The 20,208-nt window shown below is 63.6% G+C and carries 19 protein-coding genes; 14 read left to right on the forward strand and 5 right to left on the reverse strand.

Annotated features, from left to right (window positions below; all coding sequences use genetic code 11):
* Positions 1 to 46: 46 nt before the first annotated feature.
* From sbnA to K323_RS27405, 4 genes are all read left to right on the forward strand, one after another.
* Positions 47 to 1,075 carry a 2,3-diaminopropionate biosynthesis protein SbnA gene (sbnA, locus tag K323_RS27395; protein WP_022886921.1) on the forward strand — a complete coding sequence of 343 codons (1,029 nt, stop codon included), beginning with the start codon at positions 47 to 49 and terminating at the stop codon, positions 1,073 to 1,075.
* 67 nt (positions 1,076 to 1,142) lie between these two features.
* On the forward strand, positions 1,143 to 2,150 hold the full coding sequence (gene sbnB / locus K323_RS27400) for a 2,3-diaminopropionate biosynthesis protein SbnB (protein WP_033373706.1): 1,008 nt from the start codon (positions 1,143 to 1,145) through the stop codon (positions 2,148 to 2,150).
* Between the two features lie 178 nt (positions 2,151 to 2,328).
* On the forward strand, positions 2,329 to 4,239 hold the full coding sequence (gene typA / locus K323_RS0119400) for a translational GTPase TypA (RefSeq protein ID WP_022886924.1): 1,911 nt from the start codon (positions 2,329 to 2,331) through the stop codon (positions 4,237 to 4,239).
* A gap of 78 nt (positions 4,240 to 4,317) precedes the next feature.
* Complete coding sequence (locus tag K323_RS27405; RefSeq protein ID WP_022886925.1) at positions 4,318 to 4,767, forward strand: hypothetical protein; 450 nt, start codon at positions 4,318 to 4,320, stop codon at positions 4,765 to 4,767.
* Between the two features lie 8 nt (positions 4,768 to 4,775).
* Here the strand turns inward: K323_RS27405 and efeB are convergent, their stop codons facing one another.
* From efeB to efeU, 3 genes are read right to left on the reverse strand one after another with little or no spacing between them, the layout of a single operon-like run.
* Positions 4,776 to 6,062, reverse strand: a complete 1,287-nt coding sequence (efeB, locus tag K323_RS0119410; RefSeq protein WP_026851872.1) for an iron uptake transporter deferrochelatase/peroxidase subunit — start codon at positions 6,060 to 6,062, stop codon at positions 4,776 to 4,778.
* 14 nt (positions 6,063 to 6,076) lie between these two features.
* The gene (gene efeO, locus K323_RS0119415) at positions 6,077 to 7,246 is read right to left on the reverse strand and encodes an iron uptake system protein EfeO (protein WP_022886927.1); all 1,170 of its coding nucleotides are present in this window, start codon (positions 7,244 to 7,246) and stop codon (positions 6,077 to 6,079) included.
* 31 nt (positions 7,247 to 7,277) lie between these two features.
* Positions 7,278 to 8,138 carry an iron uptake transporter permease EfeU gene (gene efeU, locus K323_RS0119420; protein WP_022886928.1) on the reverse strand — a complete coding sequence of 287 codons (861 nt, stop codon included), beginning with the start codon at positions 8,136 to 8,138 and terminating at the stop codon, positions 7,278 to 7,280.
* Between the two features lie 239 nt (positions 8,139 to 8,377).
* Here efeU and K323_RS0119425 point away from each other — a divergent pair, with 239 nt between their 5' ends.
* From K323_RS0119425 to K323_RS0119435, 3 genes are read left to right on the forward strand one after another with little or no spacing between them, the layout of a single operon-like run.
* Entirely contained in the window at positions 8,378 to 8,590 is a 213-nt protein-coding gene (locus K323_RS0119425) for a heavy-metal-associated domain-containing protein (RefSeq protein WP_022886929.1), read from the forward strand.
* On the forward strand, positions 8,587 to 10,836 hold the full coding sequence (locus K323_RS0119430) for a heavy metal translocating P-type ATPase (protein ID WP_022886930.1): 2,250 nt from the start codon (positions 8,587 to 8,589) through the stop codon (positions 10,834 to 10,836). Before K323_RS0119425 ends, K323_RS0119430 begins: the two co-directional genes overlap by 4 nt.
* Before the next feature lie 53 nt (positions 10,837 to 10,889).
* Positions 10,890 to 11,195 (forward strand): metal-sensitive transcriptional regulator, encoded by a 306-nt coding sequence (locus K323_RS0119435; RefSeq protein ID WP_026851873.1) that lies wholly within the window; start codon positions 10,890 to 10,892, stop codon positions 11,193 to 11,195.
* A 29-nt stretch (positions 11,196 to 11,224) separates the two neighbouring features.
* Here K323_RS0119435 and K323_RS0119440 read toward each other — a convergent pair whose 3' ends face one another.
* On the reverse strand, positions 11,225 to 11,683 hold the full coding sequence (locus K323_RS0119440) for a PRC-barrel domain-containing protein (RefSeq protein ID WP_022886932.1): 459 nt from the start codon (positions 11,681 to 11,683) through the stop codon (positions 11,225 to 11,227).
* A gap of 220 nt (positions 11,684 to 11,903) precedes the next feature.
* On the opposite strand from K323_RS0119440, the gene K323_RS29115 reads away from it, so the two are divergent.
* The 5 genes from K323_RS29115 to K323_RS0119465 all read left to right on the forward strand — a co-directional run bounded on the left by K323_RS29115 (position 11,904) and on the right by K323_RS0119465 (position 15,723).
* Complete coding sequence (locus tag K323_RS29115) at positions 11,904 to 12,683, forward strand: M23 family metallopeptidase (RefSeq protein ID WP_022886933.1); 780 nt, start codon at positions 11,904 to 11,906, stop codon at positions 12,681 to 12,683.
* A gap of 38 nt (positions 12,684 to 12,721) precedes the next feature.
* Positions 12,722 to 13,714 (forward strand): hypothetical protein, encoded by a 993-nt coding sequence (locus tag K323_RS29120; protein ID WP_022886934.1) that lies wholly within the window; start codon positions 12,722 to 12,724, stop codon positions 13,712 to 13,714.
* A 79-nt stretch (positions 13,715 to 13,793) separates the two neighbouring features.
* Positions 13,794 to 14,117 carry a ferredoxin gene (gene fdxA / locus K323_RS0119455; protein WP_022886935.1) on the forward strand — a complete coding sequence of 108 codons (324 nt, stop codon included), beginning with the start codon at positions 13,794 to 13,796 and terminating at the stop codon, positions 14,115 to 14,117.
* Positions 14,118 to 14,120: 3 nt separating this feature from the next.
* Positions 14,121 to 15,221 carry a succinyldiaminopimelate transaminase gene (dapC, locus tag K323_RS0119460; protein ID WP_022886936.1) on the forward strand — a complete coding sequence of 367 codons (1,101 nt, stop codon included), beginning with the start codon at positions 14,121 to 14,123 and terminating at the stop codon, positions 15,219 to 15,221.
* 58 nt (positions 15,222 to 15,279) lie between these two features.
* Positions 15,280 to 15,723: an SRPBCC family protein gene (locus tag K323_RS0119465; RefSeq protein WP_022886937.1), complete on the forward strand. Its 444-nt coding sequence runs from the start codon at positions 15,280 to 15,282 to the stop codon at positions 15,721 to 15,723.
* Between the two features lie 23 nt (positions 15,724 to 15,746).
* Here the strand turns inward: K323_RS0119465 and K323_RS29925 are convergent, their stop codons facing one another.
* The gene (locus tag K323_RS29925) at positions 15,747 to 15,926 is read right to left on the reverse strand and encodes a hypothetical protein (RefSeq protein WP_211219878.1); all 180 of its coding nucleotides are present in this window, start codon (positions 15,924 to 15,926) and stop codon (positions 15,747 to 15,749) included.
* A 170-nt stretch (positions 15,927 to 16,096) separates the two neighbouring features.
* Between K323_RS29925 and K323_RS0119475 the strand changes: the two genes are divergently transcribed.
* Both K323_RS0119475 and K323_RS0119480 read left to right on the forward strand, forming a co-directional pair.
* Positions 16,097 to 17,407 (forward strand): citrate synthase, encoded by a 1,311-nt coding sequence (locus tag K323_RS0119475; RefSeq protein WP_022886939.1) that lies wholly within the window; start codon positions 16,097 to 16,099, stop codon positions 17,405 to 17,407.
* 389 nt (positions 17,408 to 17,796) lie between these two features.
* A complete protein-coding gene (locus K323_RS0119480; protein ID WP_022886940.1) occupies positions 17,797 to 20,088 on the forward strand; it encodes a polyribonucleotide nucleotidyltransferase in 2,292 nt (763 codons plus the stop codon).
* The last annotated feature ends 120 nt before the right edge of the window (positions 20,089 to 20,208 follow it).

Below are 20,208 nucleotides of genomic sequence, written 5' to 3' on the forward strand. Positions count from 1 at the left end.
ACCAAGTACCTCGATCCGTCGCAGCTCGTTAAAGGGAAACCAAATAATGGCAACAATCGTGTCCAACCCACTGGACTTCAACGTACGCGATCTCTACGTCGACCTCGCCGAAATCACTGGACGTCGACTTCTATTGAAATGCGAGGGTTTCAACTTCGCTGGCTCAATCAAATTGAAAGCTGCGATGGAGATCGTGGAGTCGATGGAACGCACATCGAGGTTGGCCCCCGGTCAAACTATCGTTGAATCGTCATCAGGCAATATGGGAATCGCACTCAGCATGGCCGCAGCTTATAAAGGCTACCATTTCGTCTGCGTAACGGACGTTAGATGCACAAAGGGGGCGGAGAAGGCAATGGCTGCGCTCGGCGCCGAAGTGCACATTGTCCGGACTGCCGACAGCGTGCGTGGATTCCTCGGCGCCCGACTCGACCAGGTGAGTGATCTCTGCCGTGACAATGATGACTATGTGTGGCTCAACCAGTATTCGAATCCGTCTAATTGGGAGGCCCACTACCGGACAACGGGACCACAAATCGCCAAGGCTATCCCTGATCTTCAGGTGCTTTTCGTTGGAGCCGGGACAACTGGAACGCTGATGGGCTGTGCGCGATACTTTCGAGCTGAACGTCCGTCAGTGAAGATCGTGGCCGTCGACACAGTGGGCTCTGTGACCTTCGGGACACCGGCGGCACCTCGTCTCATCCCAGGCCTTGGGACGAGCGTTGTGCCCGGTATTTTCGACGAATCGTTCGTGGATGACGTCATCCACGTGCGTGAGGCACGCTCTATCGAGATGTGCCGATCGCTTGCAAGTCATGGGTTTCTATTCGGCGGGTCTACTGGAACCGTCGTTAGGGGAGCCATCGATTGGCTGGAGGCGTCGCAGTTCGATGCATCAGTGATCTCAGCAGCTATTGCTCCGGACATGGGGTGGAACTATACCGACACGATCTATGACGACGAGTGGAGAGATTCCTCTTTTCCTGCGGAAGCTGAGGCTGCATACGCAAACACTTGCAGCGAAGAACATGCCAAAGCGCACGACGAGCCAGGCATATACGCCGGCCGGTAGTGCTTGCGCGTGACGCACACGCCGGATCCTAACGTAACTCATCACCAACAGAAATCAGGGAGTCACAGTGGTTCAGCAAACTCCGAAACCAGCAATACAGATCTTCACAACAAAAGATGCTCTTGACGCCATCGATCGTTCTCGAGAAGAATGCGTCGGGTTAGTCGCAGATGCCTATCGAACACACGCTCGAGGTGACAGTTCAAACCCGGAAAGCTCGTTCTTAAGAATCCCCAATAGGCCTGGCAGCCGACTAATTTCTCTTCCCGCATATCTCGGTGGCGCGTTTGAAATTGCAGGGATCAAGTGGATCTCAAGTTTCCCGTCGAATAGCGAAGTTGGTTTACCGCGAGCAGCCGCAGCCTTGATCCTCAACGATATCGACACCGGATATCCGTACGCCGTTTTAGAAGCGTCCACTATCTCAGCAACACGAACGGCGGCTTCCGCGGTTCTAGCTGCCGAACTTTTCATCGGGTCTCGGCGGGTGCGGCAGGTTGGCATTATTGGTACAGGCGTGATTGCGAGCCATGTTTGGAGGTTTCTGCAGGATCTAAGTTGGGAGATTCCGCGCGTTTGCCTTTTTGACCTTTCCCCTTCATCCGCTCTCCGTTTTCGAACGTTCCTTGAGGGTGAGGGTGCGGTTGGTGTCAACATCGCGTCGAGTGCCGCTGAGGTTTTTCAAGGAAGCGATCTTATCCTGATCACCACAGTTGCGAGTGAGCCGCATCTTGATGATCCCGAACTGCTCGACGGTAACCCAGTGGTTCTGCATTTGTCGCTCAGGGACTTGGGTCCGTCGATGATCCTGGCAGCACAGAACTTTACGGACGACCAAGATCATGCCCTCCGTGAAAACACGTCTCTGGATCTGACGCAGCGCCGAGAAGGACGGTCGGACTTCATCGCTGGAACAATTGCGGATCTTTTGGTCGGGAAGGTCGTGGCCGATCATGATAAGCCAAGGATCTTTTCCCCTTTCGGGCTTGGGGTGCTGGACCTGGCCATAGCCAAGATGGTCTTTGACAAAACAGTGGCTAAGGATGCGGGCATTTTTATACCTGATTTCTTCTAACTGTGTCAATGGCCACAAGAGAAATGCTCGTGGGCAGCCAGTAGAAATGCTCTGTGGTGGAATCCGGCGCACGAGGCGAGTGCGGTAAGATATTCCGTCGGGCCGGACTCATTCGGCCGGCTTCACTCTTCGCCGTGCCCCTCGTGCGCGGCATCCCAACTCCGTAAGGAATCTCTCAATGGCGGTTGCCACGCGCACCAACCTCCGGAACGTGGCGATCGTTGCTCACGTCGACCACGGCAAGACCACACTGGTCGATGCCATGCTCAGGCAGACCAACTCGTTCGCAGAACACTCGCACCTTGAAGAGCGCGCTATGGACTCGAACGAGCTCGAGCGCGAAAAGGGCATCACCATCCTCGCCAAGAACACGGCGATCTCCTACAAGGGCAAGCACGCAGCAGACGGCCCGATCACCATCAACGTGATCGACACCCCAGGCCACGCCGACTTCGGCGGTGAGGTCGAGCGAGGCCTGTCGATGGTCGACGGTGTTGTGCTCCTGGTCGACGCCAGCGAAGGACCGCTCCCGCAGACCCGGTTCGTGCTACGCAAGGCACTCGAAGCGAAGCTCCCCGTCATCCTCCTGGTCAACAAGACCGACCGACCGGATGCCCGTATCGACGAGGTGGTCAGCGAGAGCCAGGACCTGCTCCTCGGGCTTGCCAGCGACATGGCAGACGACGTGCCTGACCTCGACCTGGACTCGGTGCTCGACGTGCCCGTCGTCTACGCTTCCGGTCGCAATGGGGCCGCCAGCCTGAACAAGCCTGGCAACGGTCAACTCCCAGACAACGACGACCTCGAACCGCTGTTCGAGGCGATTCTCGAGCACATCCCCGCGCCGACGTACGACGACGAGCACCCGCTCCAGGCGCACGTCACGAACCTCGACGCGTCACCGTTCCTCGGTCGTCTTGCGCTGCTGCGTGTCTTCAACGGCACGATCACAAAGGGCCAGACCGTTGCCTGGGTCAAGCACGACGGTTCCGTGCACAACGTGAAGGTCACCGAGCTGCTGATCACCAGGGCGCTCGACCGCTACCCGGCGGAGAGCGCCGGCCCCGGTGACATCGTTGCGGTTGCAGGGTTTGCCGACATCACGATCGGTGAGACCCTCGCCGACCCCGACGACGTGCGCCCGCTTCCGACCATCACGGTCGACGAGCCCGCCATCTCCATGACCATCGGTACCAACACCTCCCCGCTGGTCGGCAAGGTCAAGGGCCACAAGCTGACCGCACGCATGGTCAAGGACCGCCTCGACCGCGAATTGGTCGGAAACGTGTCGCTCAAGGTCCTCGACATCGGTCGTCCGGATGCCTGGGAGGTGCAGGGACGAGGAGAACTTGCCCTGGCGATCCTCGTCGAGCAGATGCGCCGCGAAGGCTTCGAGCTGACCGTCGGCAAGCCGCAGGTGGTCGTGAAGAAGGTTGACGGCAAGGTTCACGAGCCGTTCGAACACCTGACCATTGACGCGCCCGAAGAATACCTCGGCGCGATCACGCAGCTCATGGCTGCCCGCAAGGGTCGCATGGAGAACATGGCGAACCACGGCACCGGCTGGGTGCGCATGGAGTTCATCGTTCCATCGCGCGGACTGATCGGTTTCAGGACCGTCTTCCTCACGATGACCCGTGGTACCGGTATCGCCAACGCCATCTCGCACGGCTACGAGCCCTGGGCCGGTGCGATCGTCACCCGCAGCAACGGCTCGATCGTGGCAGACCGCGCAGGCGTTGTGACTCCGTTTGCCATCATCGCCCTCCAGGAACGGATGACGTTCTTCGTCAATCCGACCGAAGAGGTGTACGAGGGCATGGTGATCGGCGAGAACTCGCGCGCAGACGACATGGACGTGAACATCACCAAGGAGAAGAAGCTGACCAACATGCGTCAGTCCACCTCCGACACCTTCGAGTCGATGACGCCGTCGCGCCAGCTCACGCTGGAGGAGTGCCTGGAGTTCGCCCGCGAAGACGAGTGCGTCGAGGTCACACCGGCTATCGTGCGCATCCGCAAGGTCGAACTCGCAGCATCGACGCGTGCGCGAGCGACGTCGCGGCTGAAGAAGCAGGATCAGGTCTAGTCTGGCGCGATCGCGCCCGGCTAGTCCGGTTTGGGCTATCCTGATAATTCCTCAGCACGTGGCACGAAGGGTTCTGACATGAACAGGCGTTTTCGAGCGATCAGTGTTCCGATCGCGATTCTGATCGCCCTTGGGACGGCTCCGCTGCTGTCTGGCTGCGTCGGCAACCCCGTTGAAGGCCTCGTCAACGGCGCCGTCAAGGAAGCGACAGGTGGCAGCGTCAGCCTGGGCGGCGAACTGCCCGAAGGCTGGCCGGCGGAGGTTCCTGTCGTTGATGGCGAAATCCTCTTCGGTGGTGGCGGATCTGCCGAGGGCGAGCAGGGGTGGGTCGTCACGATCAAGTCGGCATCCGCCGACCCTCTGGCCGATGCCAGGAAGCAGCTGGAAGAGGCCGGGTTCAGCAGCGACGCTGAGGCCAAGGCATCGGGAGGCGACGCGGGAGCGGTCGCCATGAAGAATGCGAACTTCACGGTACTGGTTGCCGGAAACGCGGACGGCGTGCTCTATACCGTGGGTGTCACGAAGTAGCTGCACGGCTAATCGAGGAGAGTCTCGCCCACGAAGCCGCCGGCACTGGCGCCGGGCGGAACGGCGAACAGCGCTGAACCGACGTGACGGATGTATTCGTTCAACGCGTCGTGCCTGGCGAGATTCAGTTGTATCCGCGTGAATTGCTCTGGTGATCGCTGGAAGCTGATGAAAAACAGGCCGGCGTCGAGGCGGCCGAGCGCGTCATTGCCGTCGACGAAGTTGTAGCCGCGGCGGAGGAGCATTCGCCCGTCGTTGTGGCTCGGGTGTGCCAGGCGCATGTGTGCGGTGTCGGCGATGAGCGGTGCATCTCCGCGCCCGGCCAGGTGGAAATCCGGCTCGGTGAATTCGGTTCCGCCCGAGAGGGGAGCACCTTCTCCCTTGTTACGACCGAAGATGCTCTCCTGTTCGCTGAGGATTGTACGGTCCCAGGTCTCGATGGTCATCCGGATGCGACGGGCCACCAAGTAGGAACCACCGGCCAGCCAGGCGGCTCCGTCTTCCTTCGATACCCAGACCTGTTCGTCAACGGTGCTCGGCTGCTCTGCCTTGATATTGGCCGTGCCGTCCTTGAAGCCGAAGAGATTGCGTGGCGTGGCCTGACTTGTGCTGGTCGAGGACGTTCGCCCGAACCCGAGCTGTGACCAACGGAGCACCGCTCGCCCGAAAGCGATGCGAGACAGGTTGCGGATGGCGTGCACGGCGACCTGCGGGTCGTTCGAGCAGGCCTGGATGCACAGGTCGCCTCCGCTGCGACCGTCTTCCAGCAGGTCGCCGGGAAAGTGCGGCAGATCGACCAGTTCGGCCGGGCGCCGGTCGGCGATCCCAAAACGATCGACCCCATCCGTCGTCTCGAAGAGGGTCGGGCCGAACCCGAAGGTGATGGTCAGGCCAGCGGGCGCGAGGCCAAGGGCTTCGCCGGTGTCCTCCGGCGGCGCGTCGTACGGTCCGCTGACGGCCCCGAAGTCCCCGATGTCCTTGCCGGCGGACATTGCCGCGGCGGCGGCCGTCCAGTCCTTCAACAGCGCGGTGAGGTCGGCCGTGTCGGCATCGGCAGCGAGGTCGAACGCTGCGAAATGCAGCCGATCCTGAGCCGGTGTGACGATGCCGGCCTGGTGCTCCCCATAGAAGGGATAAGTCGCCGCGACCGATGGCTCAGTACCACCCGTTGCCGCGATCGCGGCCCGATCGCCGGCGACGCCGAGCCCGATGCCCGCGGCGGTGGCACCGGCCAAACCGAGCAGACCTCGCCGAGACATGCCCCGCGACGGCGTCGCTCCCGCATCTACGCCCATTACAACCTCGCCCATTAGAGGACGAGCGTTGCGGTGAGCTTGTTCAGCGGCTCCCCGAGCGCGTTGACCTGGTCGGAGAACGCCTTGATCTCTGCCGGGGTCAGCTCGGTGTACAACGCGAAGCCGTCATCGACGCGCTGTGTGTCGAGCAGCGCCTGGAGTTCATCGAACTCGGCGTCGAGCGTGTCGGCCAGATCGGCATCCGTCTCGATGACGATCTCGCGAACGCCGGCGTACAACACCTTTGCTCCGTCGACGTTCGCCTGGAAGTCCCACAGGTCGGTGTGCGACCAGAACTCTTCTTCGCCGGTGACCTTCCCTGTCGCCACCTCGTCGAGCAGCCCGATGGCACCGTTGGTCTGCTCGGAGAGGGTGAACGACAGGTCCTGCACATTCGAGTGCAGCGTCTTCGTGTCTGCGACCAGGAGCTCGGCCAGATGCTGGCGCTTCAGTGGGGTGTACGCCGCGAAACCAGGCTCGGCCTCGGCGGGCCACAGGTCTTTCTCGATCGCGTGCCAGCCGGTCCATTCCTGGCCTTCCTCGAGGTCTGCTTCGCGCAGGTCGAGTTTCGGGTCGAGATCGCCGAACGACTCCGCGATGGTCTCGACCCTCTCCCAGTGGGCGCGGGTGGGCGCGTACAGCGTGCGTGCGGCATCGTCGTCGCCCGCGAGGTAGGCGGAAGCGAAGGCATCCGTGCCGGTGACGAGTTGGGCGACCTGATCCTTCACATAGGAGGCGTAGTTCGCGTTGGCGCTCTCCACCTGGGCGGCGAGGTCGGTGTCCACTGTCCTGGCCGCTTCGGACTTCGTCACTGTGAACGGTGCTGTGCCGATTCCTGCGCCGACCATACCCGGCTTGCACGAGGTGAAGTAATCACCGGCGCCGAGTTGAACGACGAGGTCGCGAGTGAGGCCGGGGCCGATGTTCTCCACCTCGCCGACGATCCGCAACTGGTCGTCGCCCAGGAGATAGAACTCGGTGACCTGGTTCCCCGAGTTCGTGACGGTAAAGCTGACGTTGCCTGCTGGTGCATCTGACGCGGAGACGGTGCAGCTTTCCGAACTGCTGTCGACGGTCAGGGCCTCGTGCGTGGTGTCGGCGGCGCTGGTGTTGGCCACACACCCCGACAGCCCGAGCGGAACGATGGCGGTGACGAGCAGGATCAGGGGAAGGCGGGTGAGCATAGCGGTCTTTCCGGGAGAGGGCGAACGAGGGTCAGGCGGTAACGGATGCTGGGGCGGAGGAGTGCTGCGGAGCCGTCGGCAACGGCTGGCGCCGGCTCCTGCTCTTCGCGATGAAGAGGGTCATCGTCGGCACCAGGTACCCGAGCCAGGCGATGAGTTCCAGCCAGGTGGTGGCCGGAGAGAAGTTGAGAGTTCCCTTGAGCAGCGTGCCGTACCAGCTGTCCGGAGGTATCGCTGCGCTGACGTCGAAGGCCAGTGCCCCCAGGCCAGGCAGCACGCCGGCCTCCTGCAGGTCATGTACTCCGTACGACAGCACGCCGGCAGCAACAACGATCAGAATCGCACCCGTCCAGGTAAAGAAACGCGCAAGATTGATGCGCAGCATTCCGGCGTAGATCAGCCAGCCGAGGGCGACGGCGGTCAGGATGCCGAGGCTGGCGCCCACCAGGGGAAGCGTCGTCTCTCCGGTGACCTGTACTGCAGCCCACATGAACAGTGCTGTTTCGATGCCCTCTCGACCGACCGCCAGGAATGCGACCAGCACCAGGCCGAGCGCGCCGCCCGCGAGATGACGGTCGATATGTCCGTGCAGGTGACCCTTCAGGTCTCTGGCCGTGCGCACCATCCAGAACACCATCCAGGTGACGAGACCGGTGGCGATGATTGAGAGGAGTCCGCCGATGGTCTCCTGGGCGGCGAACGAGAGACCGTGTGTTCCGTAGGTGAGCAGGGCACCGATTCCCAGGGCCAGCAGCACCGCGAGCCCGACTCCGCTCCAGATGCGCGGCAACACGTCGCGTCGACCGGACTTGACCACGTACGCGATCAGTATCGTGACGATCAGGGCGGCTTCGAGACCTTCGCGCAGGCCGATCAGATAGTTTGCGAGCACGGGTCTTCCTGGGTGAGGCGGCGGGGGGTTGGTAAGGCTAACCTTACATTTCGACTGTAGCGTCCCAGGTCGACGCTGTCCACTGCTCGGTTGACGGGCTGGCCGTATGGCCAGACATCCGTCCCCCATGGACTTGTCCGCATACGCCCATGGGGTATATTGTGATCGCAGTGCCTTGATACCCCGGGTAGGTATTTGCCCACAGATTTGCCCACAGATTTGCCCACAGAGGAGAATTCATGACATCGACCAGCTACCGCGTAACCGGCATGACGTGCGGCCACTGCGAACGCTCTGTGGCCGAGGAAGTGACGCAGATCGAGGGCGTCACCGGCGTCACTGTCTCCGCCGAGGCCGGTACCCTCATTGTCGCCAGCTCGGCAGAGATCGACGAAGCGCAGGTGCTTGCCGCTGTCACAGAGGCCGGATACCGGGCGACGATCCTGAGATGAACCTCGTTACAGGGACCACTGCTGATGTCGAACTCGAGATCGGCGGCATGACCTGCGCCTCCTGCGCCATGCGCATCGAGAAGAAGCTCAACAAGCTCGATGGCGTTTCTGCGACAGTGAACTACGCAACGGAGAAGGCGCGGGTGAGGGCGCCGTCCGGGCTTGGCCCCGACGCATTGATTCTCGAGATCGAGAAGACCGGCTACACCGCGATGCTTCCCGCATCGATGCCGGAGACGGCCGCCGAGGCTGCGGATCCGGAGTTGGCTACTCTTCGAGGTCGCCTCGTCGGAAGCATCGTGCTGTCGGTCCCGGTCATCATCCTCGCCATGGTGCCCGCATGGCAGTTCACCTACTGGCAATGGCTGTCGCTCACACTTGCCGCTCCGGTGGTGGTCTGGGCGGCCTGGCCATTTCACCGGGCCGCATTCACCAATCTGCGGCACGGTGCGGCGACCATGGACACGCTCATCTCTGTCGGCACCTCTGCCGCACTGCTGTGGTCTGTTTACGCCCTGTTCTTCGGCACGGCGGGCATGCCGGGGATGAAGCATCCCTTCGAGTTCACGATCGCTCCGTCCGACGGCGCGTCGAACATCTACCTGGAGGTCGCCGCCGGAGTGACGATGTTCGTGCTCGCAGGGCGCTACTTCGAAAAGCGGTCCAAGCGCCAGGCCGGTGCGGCACTCAGAGCACTTCTCGAACTGGGAGCGAAGGATGTCGCCGTGCGTCGAAGTGGCAACGAGATTCGCATCCCTGCCGCGGAACTTGTCGTAGGCGACGAGTTCGTGATCCGGCCGGGCGAGAAGATCGCTACAGACGGCGTCGTCGTCGAAGGAGAATCAGCAGTCGATACGTCGCTGCTCACCGGCGAATCGGTCCCGATCGAGGTCACGATCGGCGACCCTGTTGTCGGTGCGACGGTGAACGCCGGGGGCCGACTAGTTGTTCGCGCAACACAGGTGGGCTCCGACACGCAGTTGTCGCAGATGGCCAGGCTCGTCGAGGATGCCCAGTCGGGCAAAGCAGAGGTGCAGCGCCTGGCCGACACGGTGTCCGGCGTGTTCGTACCGATCGTGATCGGCATCGCACTTGTCACCCTGGTGGTCTGGCTCGGCCTCGGGTTCCCGGCGTCGGCCGCCTTCACCGCCGCTGTCGCCGTGCTGATCATCGCGTGCCCGTGTGCCCTCGGGCTGGCCACGCCGACTGCCCTCCTGGTGGGCACTGGTCGCGGCGCACAGCTGGGAGTCCTGATCAGTGGCCCTGAAGTGCTGGAATCGACGCGGAGGGTCGACACCATCGTCCTTGATAAGACGGGAACCGTGACAACCGGCAGGATGACGCTCGTCGAGGTCGTGACGGCCCACGGCACCACCGAGGACGAGGTGCTTCGTCTCGCCGGTGCGCTCGAGGATGCTTCAGAGCACCCGATCGCTGTGGCAATTGCTCAGGCGGCCGCCGGACGATTCGGAGCGCTCCCAGACGTTGACGCGTTCACGAGCATCGGTGGCACGGGCGTGCACGGGGTGGTTGCTGGCCGCCTCGTGCTGGCCGGGCGTGAGGCGCTGCTCGCGGAGTGGTCGATCACGGTGGACCCGATGCTGGCCGTTGCGAAGGCAAAAGCAGAGAAGGCCGGACGAACCGCCGTCATGGTTGCCTGGGAGGGAACCGCCCGGGGCGTTCTGATTGTGGCGGATGCCGTCAAGGGCGCCAGTGCAGAGGCGGTTGGGCAGTTCACCGCCCTGGGCCTGGCGACGGTGCTCCTGACCGGTGACAACCGGGCTGTCGCCGAGCAGGTGGCGGCACAGGTCGGGATCGAACGGGTGATCGCCGAAGTGCTCCCGCACGACAAGGTTGACGTCATCACCCGCCTCCAGTCGGAAGGACGCGTTGTTGCGATGGTGGGCGACGGCGTGAACGATGCTGCCGCCCTCGCCCAGGCGGACCTCGGCCTGGCGATGGGCACGGGTACGGATGCCGCAATGCAGGCGGCGGACATCACCCTGGTGCGCGGCGACCTCAGAGCAGCGGCCGACGCCATCCGCCTGGCACGGAAGACGCTTCGCACGATCAAGGCGAACCTGTTCTGGGCATTCGCCTACAACGTGGCGGCCATCCCGCTGGCCGCATTCGGCCTGCTGAATCCGATGCTGGCCGGGGCGGCGATGGCCGTCTCCAGCGTCTTCGTCGTCGGCAACAGTCTGCGCCTGCGCCGGTTCCGTTCCGGGGCGCGCGCGTACTCGTGAATCCACGTCAGAATCTATCCACACGCAGTCCGAACCAACAGGAGGGAAGAACCATGGACGTCTCGGCAACACACGCGCACCACGGCTACATCAGCGACAAAGACAAGTACCTGGCGCGATTGAAGCGCATCGAAGGCCAGGCGCGGGGCATCCACCGGATGGTCGATGAGGAGCAGTACTGCATCGACATCCTGACGCAGATCTCCGCCATCACCTCCGCGCTTCAGAATGTCGCGCTCGGCCTGCTCGACGATCACCTGTCGCACTGCGTCGCAGACGCCGTTCAGCTGGGAGGGGAAGCGGGCGACGCGAAGATCAAGGAAGCCTCAGACGCCATCGCCCGCCTCGTCTGTTCCTGAATGGAGGGAACGGCGGGTCGCTGTCTGTCTCAGCGGGCCGCCGGGTAGTCCCCGTAGGTCGGATAGGCGGGATAGGAATATCCCGGTGCCCAGAACGGCGTGTACCCGTAATGGTTGTACACGCTCTCGTGGAACGTCGGATCCGTAACGAGCGCGGGGTCGTAGCCCGGTGCAGCGGCTACGGCGTCGCGGGTCTGGTCGATGGTCACCTCATCTTCGGTGACCCGGGTCACAGCGTCGACGGGGATGAACGACTTGGTCTCGCCGATCCCGAGGAATCCTCCTGACTCAACCAGCAGGAAACGCACCTTGTTCAGGTCTGGGTCGATGAGAAGATCATGCACAGAACCGATCTTTTCGCCGTCCTTGTCCTTGACAGTACGGCCCCTGACGTCTTCGTCAGACATGCTGACCGTCTCGTCTGTCGAGCTGAGCTTCACGAGCTTTCCGGTATCCGGAGTCTCCATGGCCTTGCGCCTCACCTTCATCGCTGTAGCGGATCGCTTCGTGTAGGGATCACTGTGGTCCAGCCTAGACAGCCTCGGCTCCGCTGGAACAGGTTCAGGGGTTACCCGGGCGATATGCGGGCTTCTCCAAGGAGCGCGGGCTAGGTTCTTGAGAGTTTTTCGCCTTTTGCGATCTGCTGTTGCTCGTCATCTGTCCTTTCACCGGCTTGCCCGGTCAACCCCCGCATAACCCGAATTGCCTATGCCCTCATCTTCACGTCACGGCCGTCATGCCGTGCGGCAGACCCGTTCGCCGGGTCGCCCCCTTGCTTCCCTGTCCACCTCGATTGCTTCCATCCTCTTCGTCGGTGCACTTGCTGCCACACCGATGCTCCCAGCGGCAATCGCAGCGACCAGTGCCGATTCCGGAGCAACAACTCTCGGCGCAGCCGACACCCAGAGTGTGCTCCCCGAAACCGGGACTGCTGCAGCTGACCGCCCCCAGACGCTGGAGAGCGTCGACCACGGCGGACTGAGCGTTGTGCGCGATGGTTACAGCTCCGCGGCCGCCGCGCCGCCGCCGCCCACCGAGACATCCGTTGCCGCGCTATCGGCCACCGGTCTGGTGATGTGGCCGGTTCCCAGCGACACTCGCATCAGCAGCGGATTCGGCCCCAGGTCGTCGCCGTGCGACGGGTGTTCGACCGACCACGACGGCCTCGACCTGAACGCCGGTGACGGGGCAACCATCCAGGCGATGGCCGACGGCGTCGTGGTGACGGCAACCGACGATGGCGGCGGATACGGCTCATATGTGGAGATCGAGCACCAGATCGGTGGAGAGAAGATCACGAGCCTGTATGCGCATATGCAGAACGGCTCGATCGGCGTCTCGGTCGGTGACCAGGTCGCCGCCGGAACCCTGGTGGGGTTGGTCGGCAGCACGGGCCAGGCCACTGGGCCGCACCTGCACCTCGAATTGTTCGGTGCAGACGGGGTTCGGTTCGACCCGTACGCCTGGCTGACCGCGCACGCCGGCTGACGCTGGCCGGGGCGTCCAGCGCGGCTAAGCTATCTGGGATGGTGATGTCCGGTGGTGATGAGCGCGTCGTTTTTGTGCTCGCTGAGCCGGGTGACGAATCCCTGGTCACCGGCGGTTCAATCGCGAGACTGCGCTCTGCTGGTGCCGATGTGAGGGTGTTGTATCGGTCTGTCGGCACGGCTGTCCCCGGCGAGATCGACGCAGCATTCGCTGCGCTCGGCGGCGGTGATGGGAACGGCCGAGAGTGGCATGGCATCGATTGGCGGAGCCTGCCCGCGGCATCCGCAGACCCGGTCGCCGACCTGAGTTCGGTACTCTCCGAGCATCGCGCGAGCGCGGTTGTCATCGGTACCGGCGATGAAGTGCTTCAGGGCGCAGCCATCGACGCCGCAGCCGATCACGGAATTCCGGCCTATGTCAGTACTCGGGTCACCGGTGCAGCTGGAGCGCGCGTGAGTGCGATCGACGTGAGCGCGCAGGTCGAACAGAAGCTGCTGGCTCTGGCCGCATACCGATCGAGGTGGACGGTGAAGGGCACGGCTCTCGTTCGAGACGACGGATCCCTTCTCGCGGTCACCGGCACGGAGTCGTATCTGCGGGTCGATCCTCCGGCATCATCGACCATCGACGTCGCGCCGACCGTCACCGGCAGGGTGACGGCCGCGGTGGCCGGCATGCTCGCCGGCATCGCTTTCGGACTTCTCGGCACTATCGCGCACCAGTCGACGATTGCCGTCGGTGCCGTCACGATACCCGTTGGCCTCATCCTCGCGGTGACGGGCGCGAGTGCACTTCTCATCGCCCTGCGGATGCTCCTGGCCGATCGCCTGGTCGTACTGGCCGCGGCGGTCGGTCTGCTCGGAACGATCTTTCTGCTGTCGCTGCAGAGTTCCGGCGGTTCCGTGCTCATACCGCAGGGAGTCCCAGGCACGGTCTGGACGATTGTTCCGGCACTCGTCGCGGCGGTCGCCGTCGCCTGGCCTCGACTGCACGCGCACCGGCTGCAGGCGCACGGAGGGCAACTGCAGTGAGAGCAATCGCCGCGCGGAGGTGCCTCCGGTGGCGAAGGCATAGACTGAATACTCCGCTCGTGAAGGGAATTCCTACACTGTGACGTACGTCATCGCACTTCCCTGTGTCGACGTGAAAGACCGCGCCTGCATCGATGAATGCCCGGTCGATTGCATCTACGAGGGTGAGCGTTCGCTCTATATCCACCCAGACGAATGCGTAGACTGTGGTGCCTGCGAACCGGTCTGCCCGGTCGAGGCGATCTACTACGAAGACGACCTTCCAGAGCAGTGGGCCGACTATTACAAAGCGAATGTCGAGTTCTTCGACGACGTCGGTTCTCCGGGCGGCGCTGCCAAGACCGGGGTAATCCCCAAGGATCACCCGATCATCGCTGCGTTGCCGCCCCAGGTGCAGCACTAGCCCATGGTGGCGCAGCTTCCTGACTACCCGTGGGACCAGATGGCGCCGTTCACGGAGCGCGCTCGCGCTCACCCGAACGGGGTCGTTGACCTGTCGATCGGTTCCCCGGTCGATGCGACCCCAGAGATCATCCGGCGCGCACTGACTGAGGCGACGGATGCGCACGCCTACCCGCAGACTGCCGGCTCGCCGGAACTGCGGGCCGCGATCATCGCGTGGTACGAGAGACGCCGTGGGGTGTTCGGACTCACTGACCGGAACGTGCTGCCGACAATCGGCTCGAAAGAACTGGTGGCCCTGCTGCCGATGATGATCGGTGTCGGGCCGGGAGACATCGTCGTGCACCCGCGTGCCGCCTACCCCACCTATGCGATCGGCGCCGCCCTGGCCGGGGCGACGCCGTTTCCGTCCGACGACCCGGCCGAGTGGCCTGAGGGCACCAGGCTTGTGTGGCTGAACAGCCCGGGAAACCCTGACGGACGAGTGCTCGGCGTCACCGAGCTGAGGGCAGCTGTCGAACGGGCGAGGGAACTCGGTGCGGTCATCGTCAATGACGAGTGCTATGCCGAGCTCGGCTGGGACGGGCCCTGGGCAGACGAGGCGATTCCCAGCATCCTGGACTCGCGCGTCATCGGCGACAGCCGGCACAACGTCGTCGCGATCTACTCGCTGAGCAAACAATCGAACCTGGCCGGCTACCGGGCCGCCTTTGCGGCCGGCTGCGGGGGAGTCATCGGACCATTGCTGACGATGCGCAAGCACGCCGGCCTGATTGTTCCTGCGCCTCTCCAAGCGGCGATGGTGGTAGCCCTCGGCGACGACGAACACGTCGCCGTGCAGAAGGAACGCTATCGAGCCAGGCGTGATGTGCTGCTTCCGGCGCTCGCCGATGCCGGCTTCCGCGTGGATCACAGCGTGGCCGGGCTGTATCTCTGGGCAACGGAGGGCGTCGACGCGTGGGAGTCGATCGATCGACTGGCCGCTCTCGGCATCTTGGCCGGACCGGGGCACTTCTACGGGGATTTCTATCCTGAGCACGTACGTTTCTCGCTGACCGCGACCGACGAACGCATCGCGGCCGCTGCCGAGCGACTGCGGCTCTGAAACGCTTGCCGACCCGAGGCGCCTGGGGTCGGCGTAGGGTGAATCGAAGGAGGGGCGCATGACCGATTCAGCAGAGATGTTCTCCTGTGCCGCCGAGCGCGTGATGTCGTCGTCGCCTGCCGAGTTGTACACCGCGTGGACACATCGATTCGACCTGTGGTTTGCTGCGGCCGGGTCAGTGGTGATGCGCGCCCAGGTGCACGAGCCGTTCTTCTTCGAGACCGAGTTCGATGGCACACGGCACCCGCACTATGGGCGGTTTCTCCGGTTGGAGGCCGACCGTCTCGTCGAGTTGACCTGGGTCACCGCCGGCACGGCCGGCGCCGAGACGCGGGTTCTGGTCGAGTTCGAGCTGCTCGAGGACCGCACGCTGCTCCGGCTGACACACTCCGGGTTCACGGATGCCGCGCTTGCCGACCAGCATGGACTGGCCTGGCCTCTCGTTCTCGACCAGCTCGAAGAACGGATGATCAGCACCGCCCAGCCGTCCCCGGGTTGGTGACGCGGGCCTTCCCGACCGGCGGTTCAGTCGTCGGCCGGCGGTAGCGTGAAGTGCGCAAGGGCCGACTCGTCACCACTGCCAGGGATGATCACGACGAACTGCCTCTCGTCGGTCCAGACGCCGAGCCTTCCTGCACGCATAGCCGCAACGGGCGGGAACGGAGCGCCCGTCGCATCCGTCACCATCAGGGCGATCCTAGCCAACTGTGGACAAGGCCTAACGAACCGGCGGGACCCTTGGTGGATGCCACAGTAGGCGGCTGGGCCGATTAGGCTGTATTCGGGTTGACGCCGTTTCGCACCATCAGTGCCGTGGCGTACCGCCACAAACCAGCAAGCAGCCAGCAGTCGGCACAACTACTTCAGGAGGCTCCGTGGGCGACGTCGCGCGGCAAACACCATCCAGCGAACCGCAGAAGGCCACCCTCAGCTACCCGGGTGGAACCGCAGAGTTCCCGATCCTGAAAAGCGTCGACGGTGCCGACAGCATCGATATCGGCACCCTGACCCGCCAGACGGGCCTGACGACCTTCGACTCGGGCTTTGTGAACACCGCGGCAACGAGCTCCGCGATCACCTTCATCGACGGCGAAGAGGGTATCCTCCGCTACCGCGGGTATCCGATCGAGCAGATTGCCGAGAACTCGAGCTTCCTCGAAACCGCCTGGCTGCTCATCTACGGCGAACTCCCGAGCGCAAGCGAACTCGCGGACTTCGACACGCGCATCCGTCGTCACACGCTGCTGCACGAAGACCTGCGTCGTTTCTTCGACGCGCTCCCGACAAACGCGCACCCAATGTCTGTGCTGTCGAGCGGTGTTTCGGCGCTGTCAACCTACTACCAGGACTCGCTGAGTCCGAAAGACCCGGCCCAGGTCGAGATCTCGACCATTCGCCTGCTCGCGAAGCTGCCGGTGATGGCCGCGTACGCGCACAAGAAGAGCGTTGGGCAGGCATTCCTCTACCCAGACAATTCGCTGAGCTTCGTCGACAACTTCCTGAAGCTCAACTTCGGCACGCTGGCGGAGCCGTATGAGGTCAACCCGGTCGTGAGCAAGGCGCTCGAGCGGTTGCTCATGCTGCACGAAGACCACGAGCAGAACGCCTCCACCTCGACTGTGCGCCTCGTCGGCTCGACGGAGGCGAACCTGTTCGCATCCGTCTCTGCTGGCATCAACGCCCTTTTCGGGCCGCTCCATGGGGGCGCGAACGAGGCTGTGCTCTCCATGCTCGGCGACATCAAGGCGTCTGGTGAGGGCGTGGAGAAGTTCGTCGAACGGGTCAAGAACAAGGAGCACGGCGTGCGCCTGATGGGCTTCGGCCACCGGGTGTACAAGAACTACGACCCGCGCGCCCGGCTGGTCAAGGAGAGCGCCCACGAGCTGCTCGCCGCCCTCGGCGTACAGGACGACCTCCTCGACATCGCCATGGAACTTGAGCACTTCGCGCTGAACGACGACTACTTCCAGGAGCGCAAGCTCTACCCGAACGTCGACTTTTACACCGGCGTCATCTACAAGGCGATGGGGTTCCCGACTCGAATGTTCACCGTGTTGTTCGCCATCGGCCGGCTGCCCGGCTGGGTCGCGCACTGGCGCGAGATGAACTCAGACCCGGCCACCAAGATCGGTCGCCCGCAGCAGCTCTACATCGGTTCGCCTGCCCGTGACTTCCCGGCCCGCTAGGCCATCGACTTCGGCGCCGAGCCGTGATTTGAGCACCTTCGCCTGCCAGGGAAGGTGCTTTTCTCACGGCTCGGCGCGCAGGACGGGGTGCACGGCCAGCCATTTCTGGGAGCCCTCTGCTAGAATCGCCGAGGCTGGTTTCACGACCGGCCCTGCACGGCGTCAGCTTTGACGCCGCACGGAGCAGGCTGGCAGGAAGCTGGTCCTCGGTGGTGGTTTCCCAACCGGAGCATGATCGGGTTGGTGAATTTCTACTGGTGGCCAGCACAAGCCGGTGAGTAGTGCACAAGCACCGTTCACGACGCCCACATTCTGCCTGTTCCCCTGCTCCGTTGTATCCACTCGCGCGCCACACGGGCAAACGAGTCTAAACAAAGGAGACAGACCTCTTGGAAGGTCCAGAAATCACGTTCGCCGAAACCGTTATTGACAACGGAAAGTACGGCAAGCGCACCATCCGTTTTGAAACCGGGCGTCTCGCCCAGCAGGCGCAGGGTTCTGCCGCCGCATACATCGACGAAGAGACCATGCTTCTCTCGGCGACATCCGTCAGCAAGAACGCGAAGGACAACTTCGACTTCTTCCCACTGACCATTGACGTCGAAGAGCGCATGTACGCAGCAGGCCGCATCCCCGGCAGCTTCTTCCGTCGCGAAGGTCGCCCGTCGACCGACGCCATCCTGACCTGCCGCCTGATCGACCGGCCGCTGCGCCCGTCGTTCGTCGACGGTCTCCGCAACGAGATCCAGGTCGTCGTGACCGTGCTGGCCATCGAGCCAGACGAACTGTACGACGTGCTCGCGATCAACGCGGCATCCATGTCGACGCAGCTCGCCGGCCTGCCGTTCTCCGGTCCGATCGGCGCCGTGCGCGTCGCGCTCGTTCCGGAAAAGAACGGTGGCGGCCAGTGGGTCGCCTTCCCGAAGCACTCGCAGCTGGAAGACGCCGTGTTCAGCATGGTCGTCGCGGGCCGCGTTGTGACGGATGCCGATGGCAGCCAGGACGTCGCGATCATGATGATCGAGGCTGAGGCCACCGACAACGCCTGGAACCTCATCAAGGGCGGCGCCATCAAGCCGAACGAAGAGGCCATCGCGGGCGGCATCGACGCATCGAAGCCGTTCATCAAGCAGCTCGTCGAGGCCCAGCAGAAGGTTGCCTCATCTGCGGCGAAGGAAACTGCCCAGTTCCCGCTGTTCCCGCCGTACGAGCAGGCCACATACGACGCCGTCGCAGAACTCGCCTACGACGAGCTTAAGGGCGTTTACCAGATCGCAGCCAAGATCGAGCGCCAGAACGCCGATGACGCACTGAAGTCCCGCGTCAAGGAAGCCATCGCGGCCAAGGTCGAAGCCGGCACCCTGCCGGTCGGCGCCAACAACCAGGTGTCAGCCGCATACAAGTCGGTGACCAAGCTGGTCGTGCGCTCGCGCGTGCTCAATGAGGGTATTCGCATGGACGGACGCGGCCTGGCCGACATCCGCCCGCTCGACGCCGAAGTGCAGGTCATCCCGCGCGTTCACGGATCGGCCATCTTCCAGCGCGGTGAGACCCAGATCCTGGGTGTCACAACGCTGAATATGCTGAAGCTCGAGCAGTCGATCGACAGCCTGAGCCCGGTCACCAAGAAGCGTTACATGCACAACTACAACTTCCCGCCGTACTCGACCGGTGAAACCGGTCGGGTTGGCACGCCGAAGCGCCGCGAGATCGGCCACGGAGCGCTCGCAGAGCGCGCCCTGGTTCCCGTGCTGCCGACGCGCGAGGAGTTCCCGTACGCAATCCGTCAGGTGTCTGAGGCCCTCGGGTCCAACGGCTCCACCTCGATGGGTTCCGTCTGTGCATCCACCCTGTCGCTGCTGAACGCCGGCGTACCGCTGCGTGCACCGGTTGCCGGCATCGCCATGGGCCTCATCTCCGACACCGTTGACGGTGAGACCCGATATGCAGCGCTCACTGACATCCTCGGTGCGGAAGACGCCCTCGGCGACATGGACTTCAAGGTTGCCGGAACCAGCGAGTTCGTCACGGCGATCCAGCTGGACACCAAGCTCGACGGCATCCCGGCATCCGTGCTGGCCGGCGCGCTCAGCCAGGCGAAGGATGCTCGTACGACCATCCTCGCTGTGCTGAACGCCGCGATCGACGCTCCTGACGAGATGGCGCCGACCGCGCCGCGCGTCATCAGCGTGCAGATCCCGGTCGACAAGATCGGCGAGCTGATCGGCCCGAAGGGCAAGACGATCAACTCCATCCAGGACGAGACCGGCGCAGACATCTCGATCGAGGAAGACGGCACCGTGTACATCGGCGCCGTCGACGGTCCGTCGGCAGAGGCTGCGCGTGCGCAGGTTAACGCCATCGCGAACCCGACCAACCCCGAGGTCGGCGAGCAGTTCCTCGGAACCGTCGTGAAGATCGCCGCATTCGGCGCCTTCGTCTCGCTGCTCCCCGGCAAGGACGGCCTGCTGCACATCTCTGAGGTGCGCAAGCTCGCCGGTGGCAAGCGTGTCGAGAACGTCGAAGACGTGCTCGGCGTCGGCCAGAAGATCCTCGTCGAGATCACCAAGATTGACGACCGCGGCAAGCTCTCGCTCGCCCCGGTGGTAGAGGAAGATTCCGCTACCGCCGACAGCAGTGTGGACGCACCCGTCGGTGCTGACGTTCCTGCCGAAGGCTAGTCAGAAAGATCTCCCGGTGCGCCTCTCGCCAGGCCGCCGGTGAGACGGAGGGCTCGTCCTGCTTCGGCAGGGCGGGCCCTTTCGCTTGCGCGCGGCCTCGCCGCGTCATCCGTTCCCCAA

It is taken from the genome of Glaciibacter superstes DSM 21135 (assembly GCF_000421145.1).
Taxonomy (GTDB): Bacteria; Actinomycetota; Actinomycetes; order Actinomycetales; family Microbacteriaceae; genus Cryobacterium; species Cryobacterium superstes.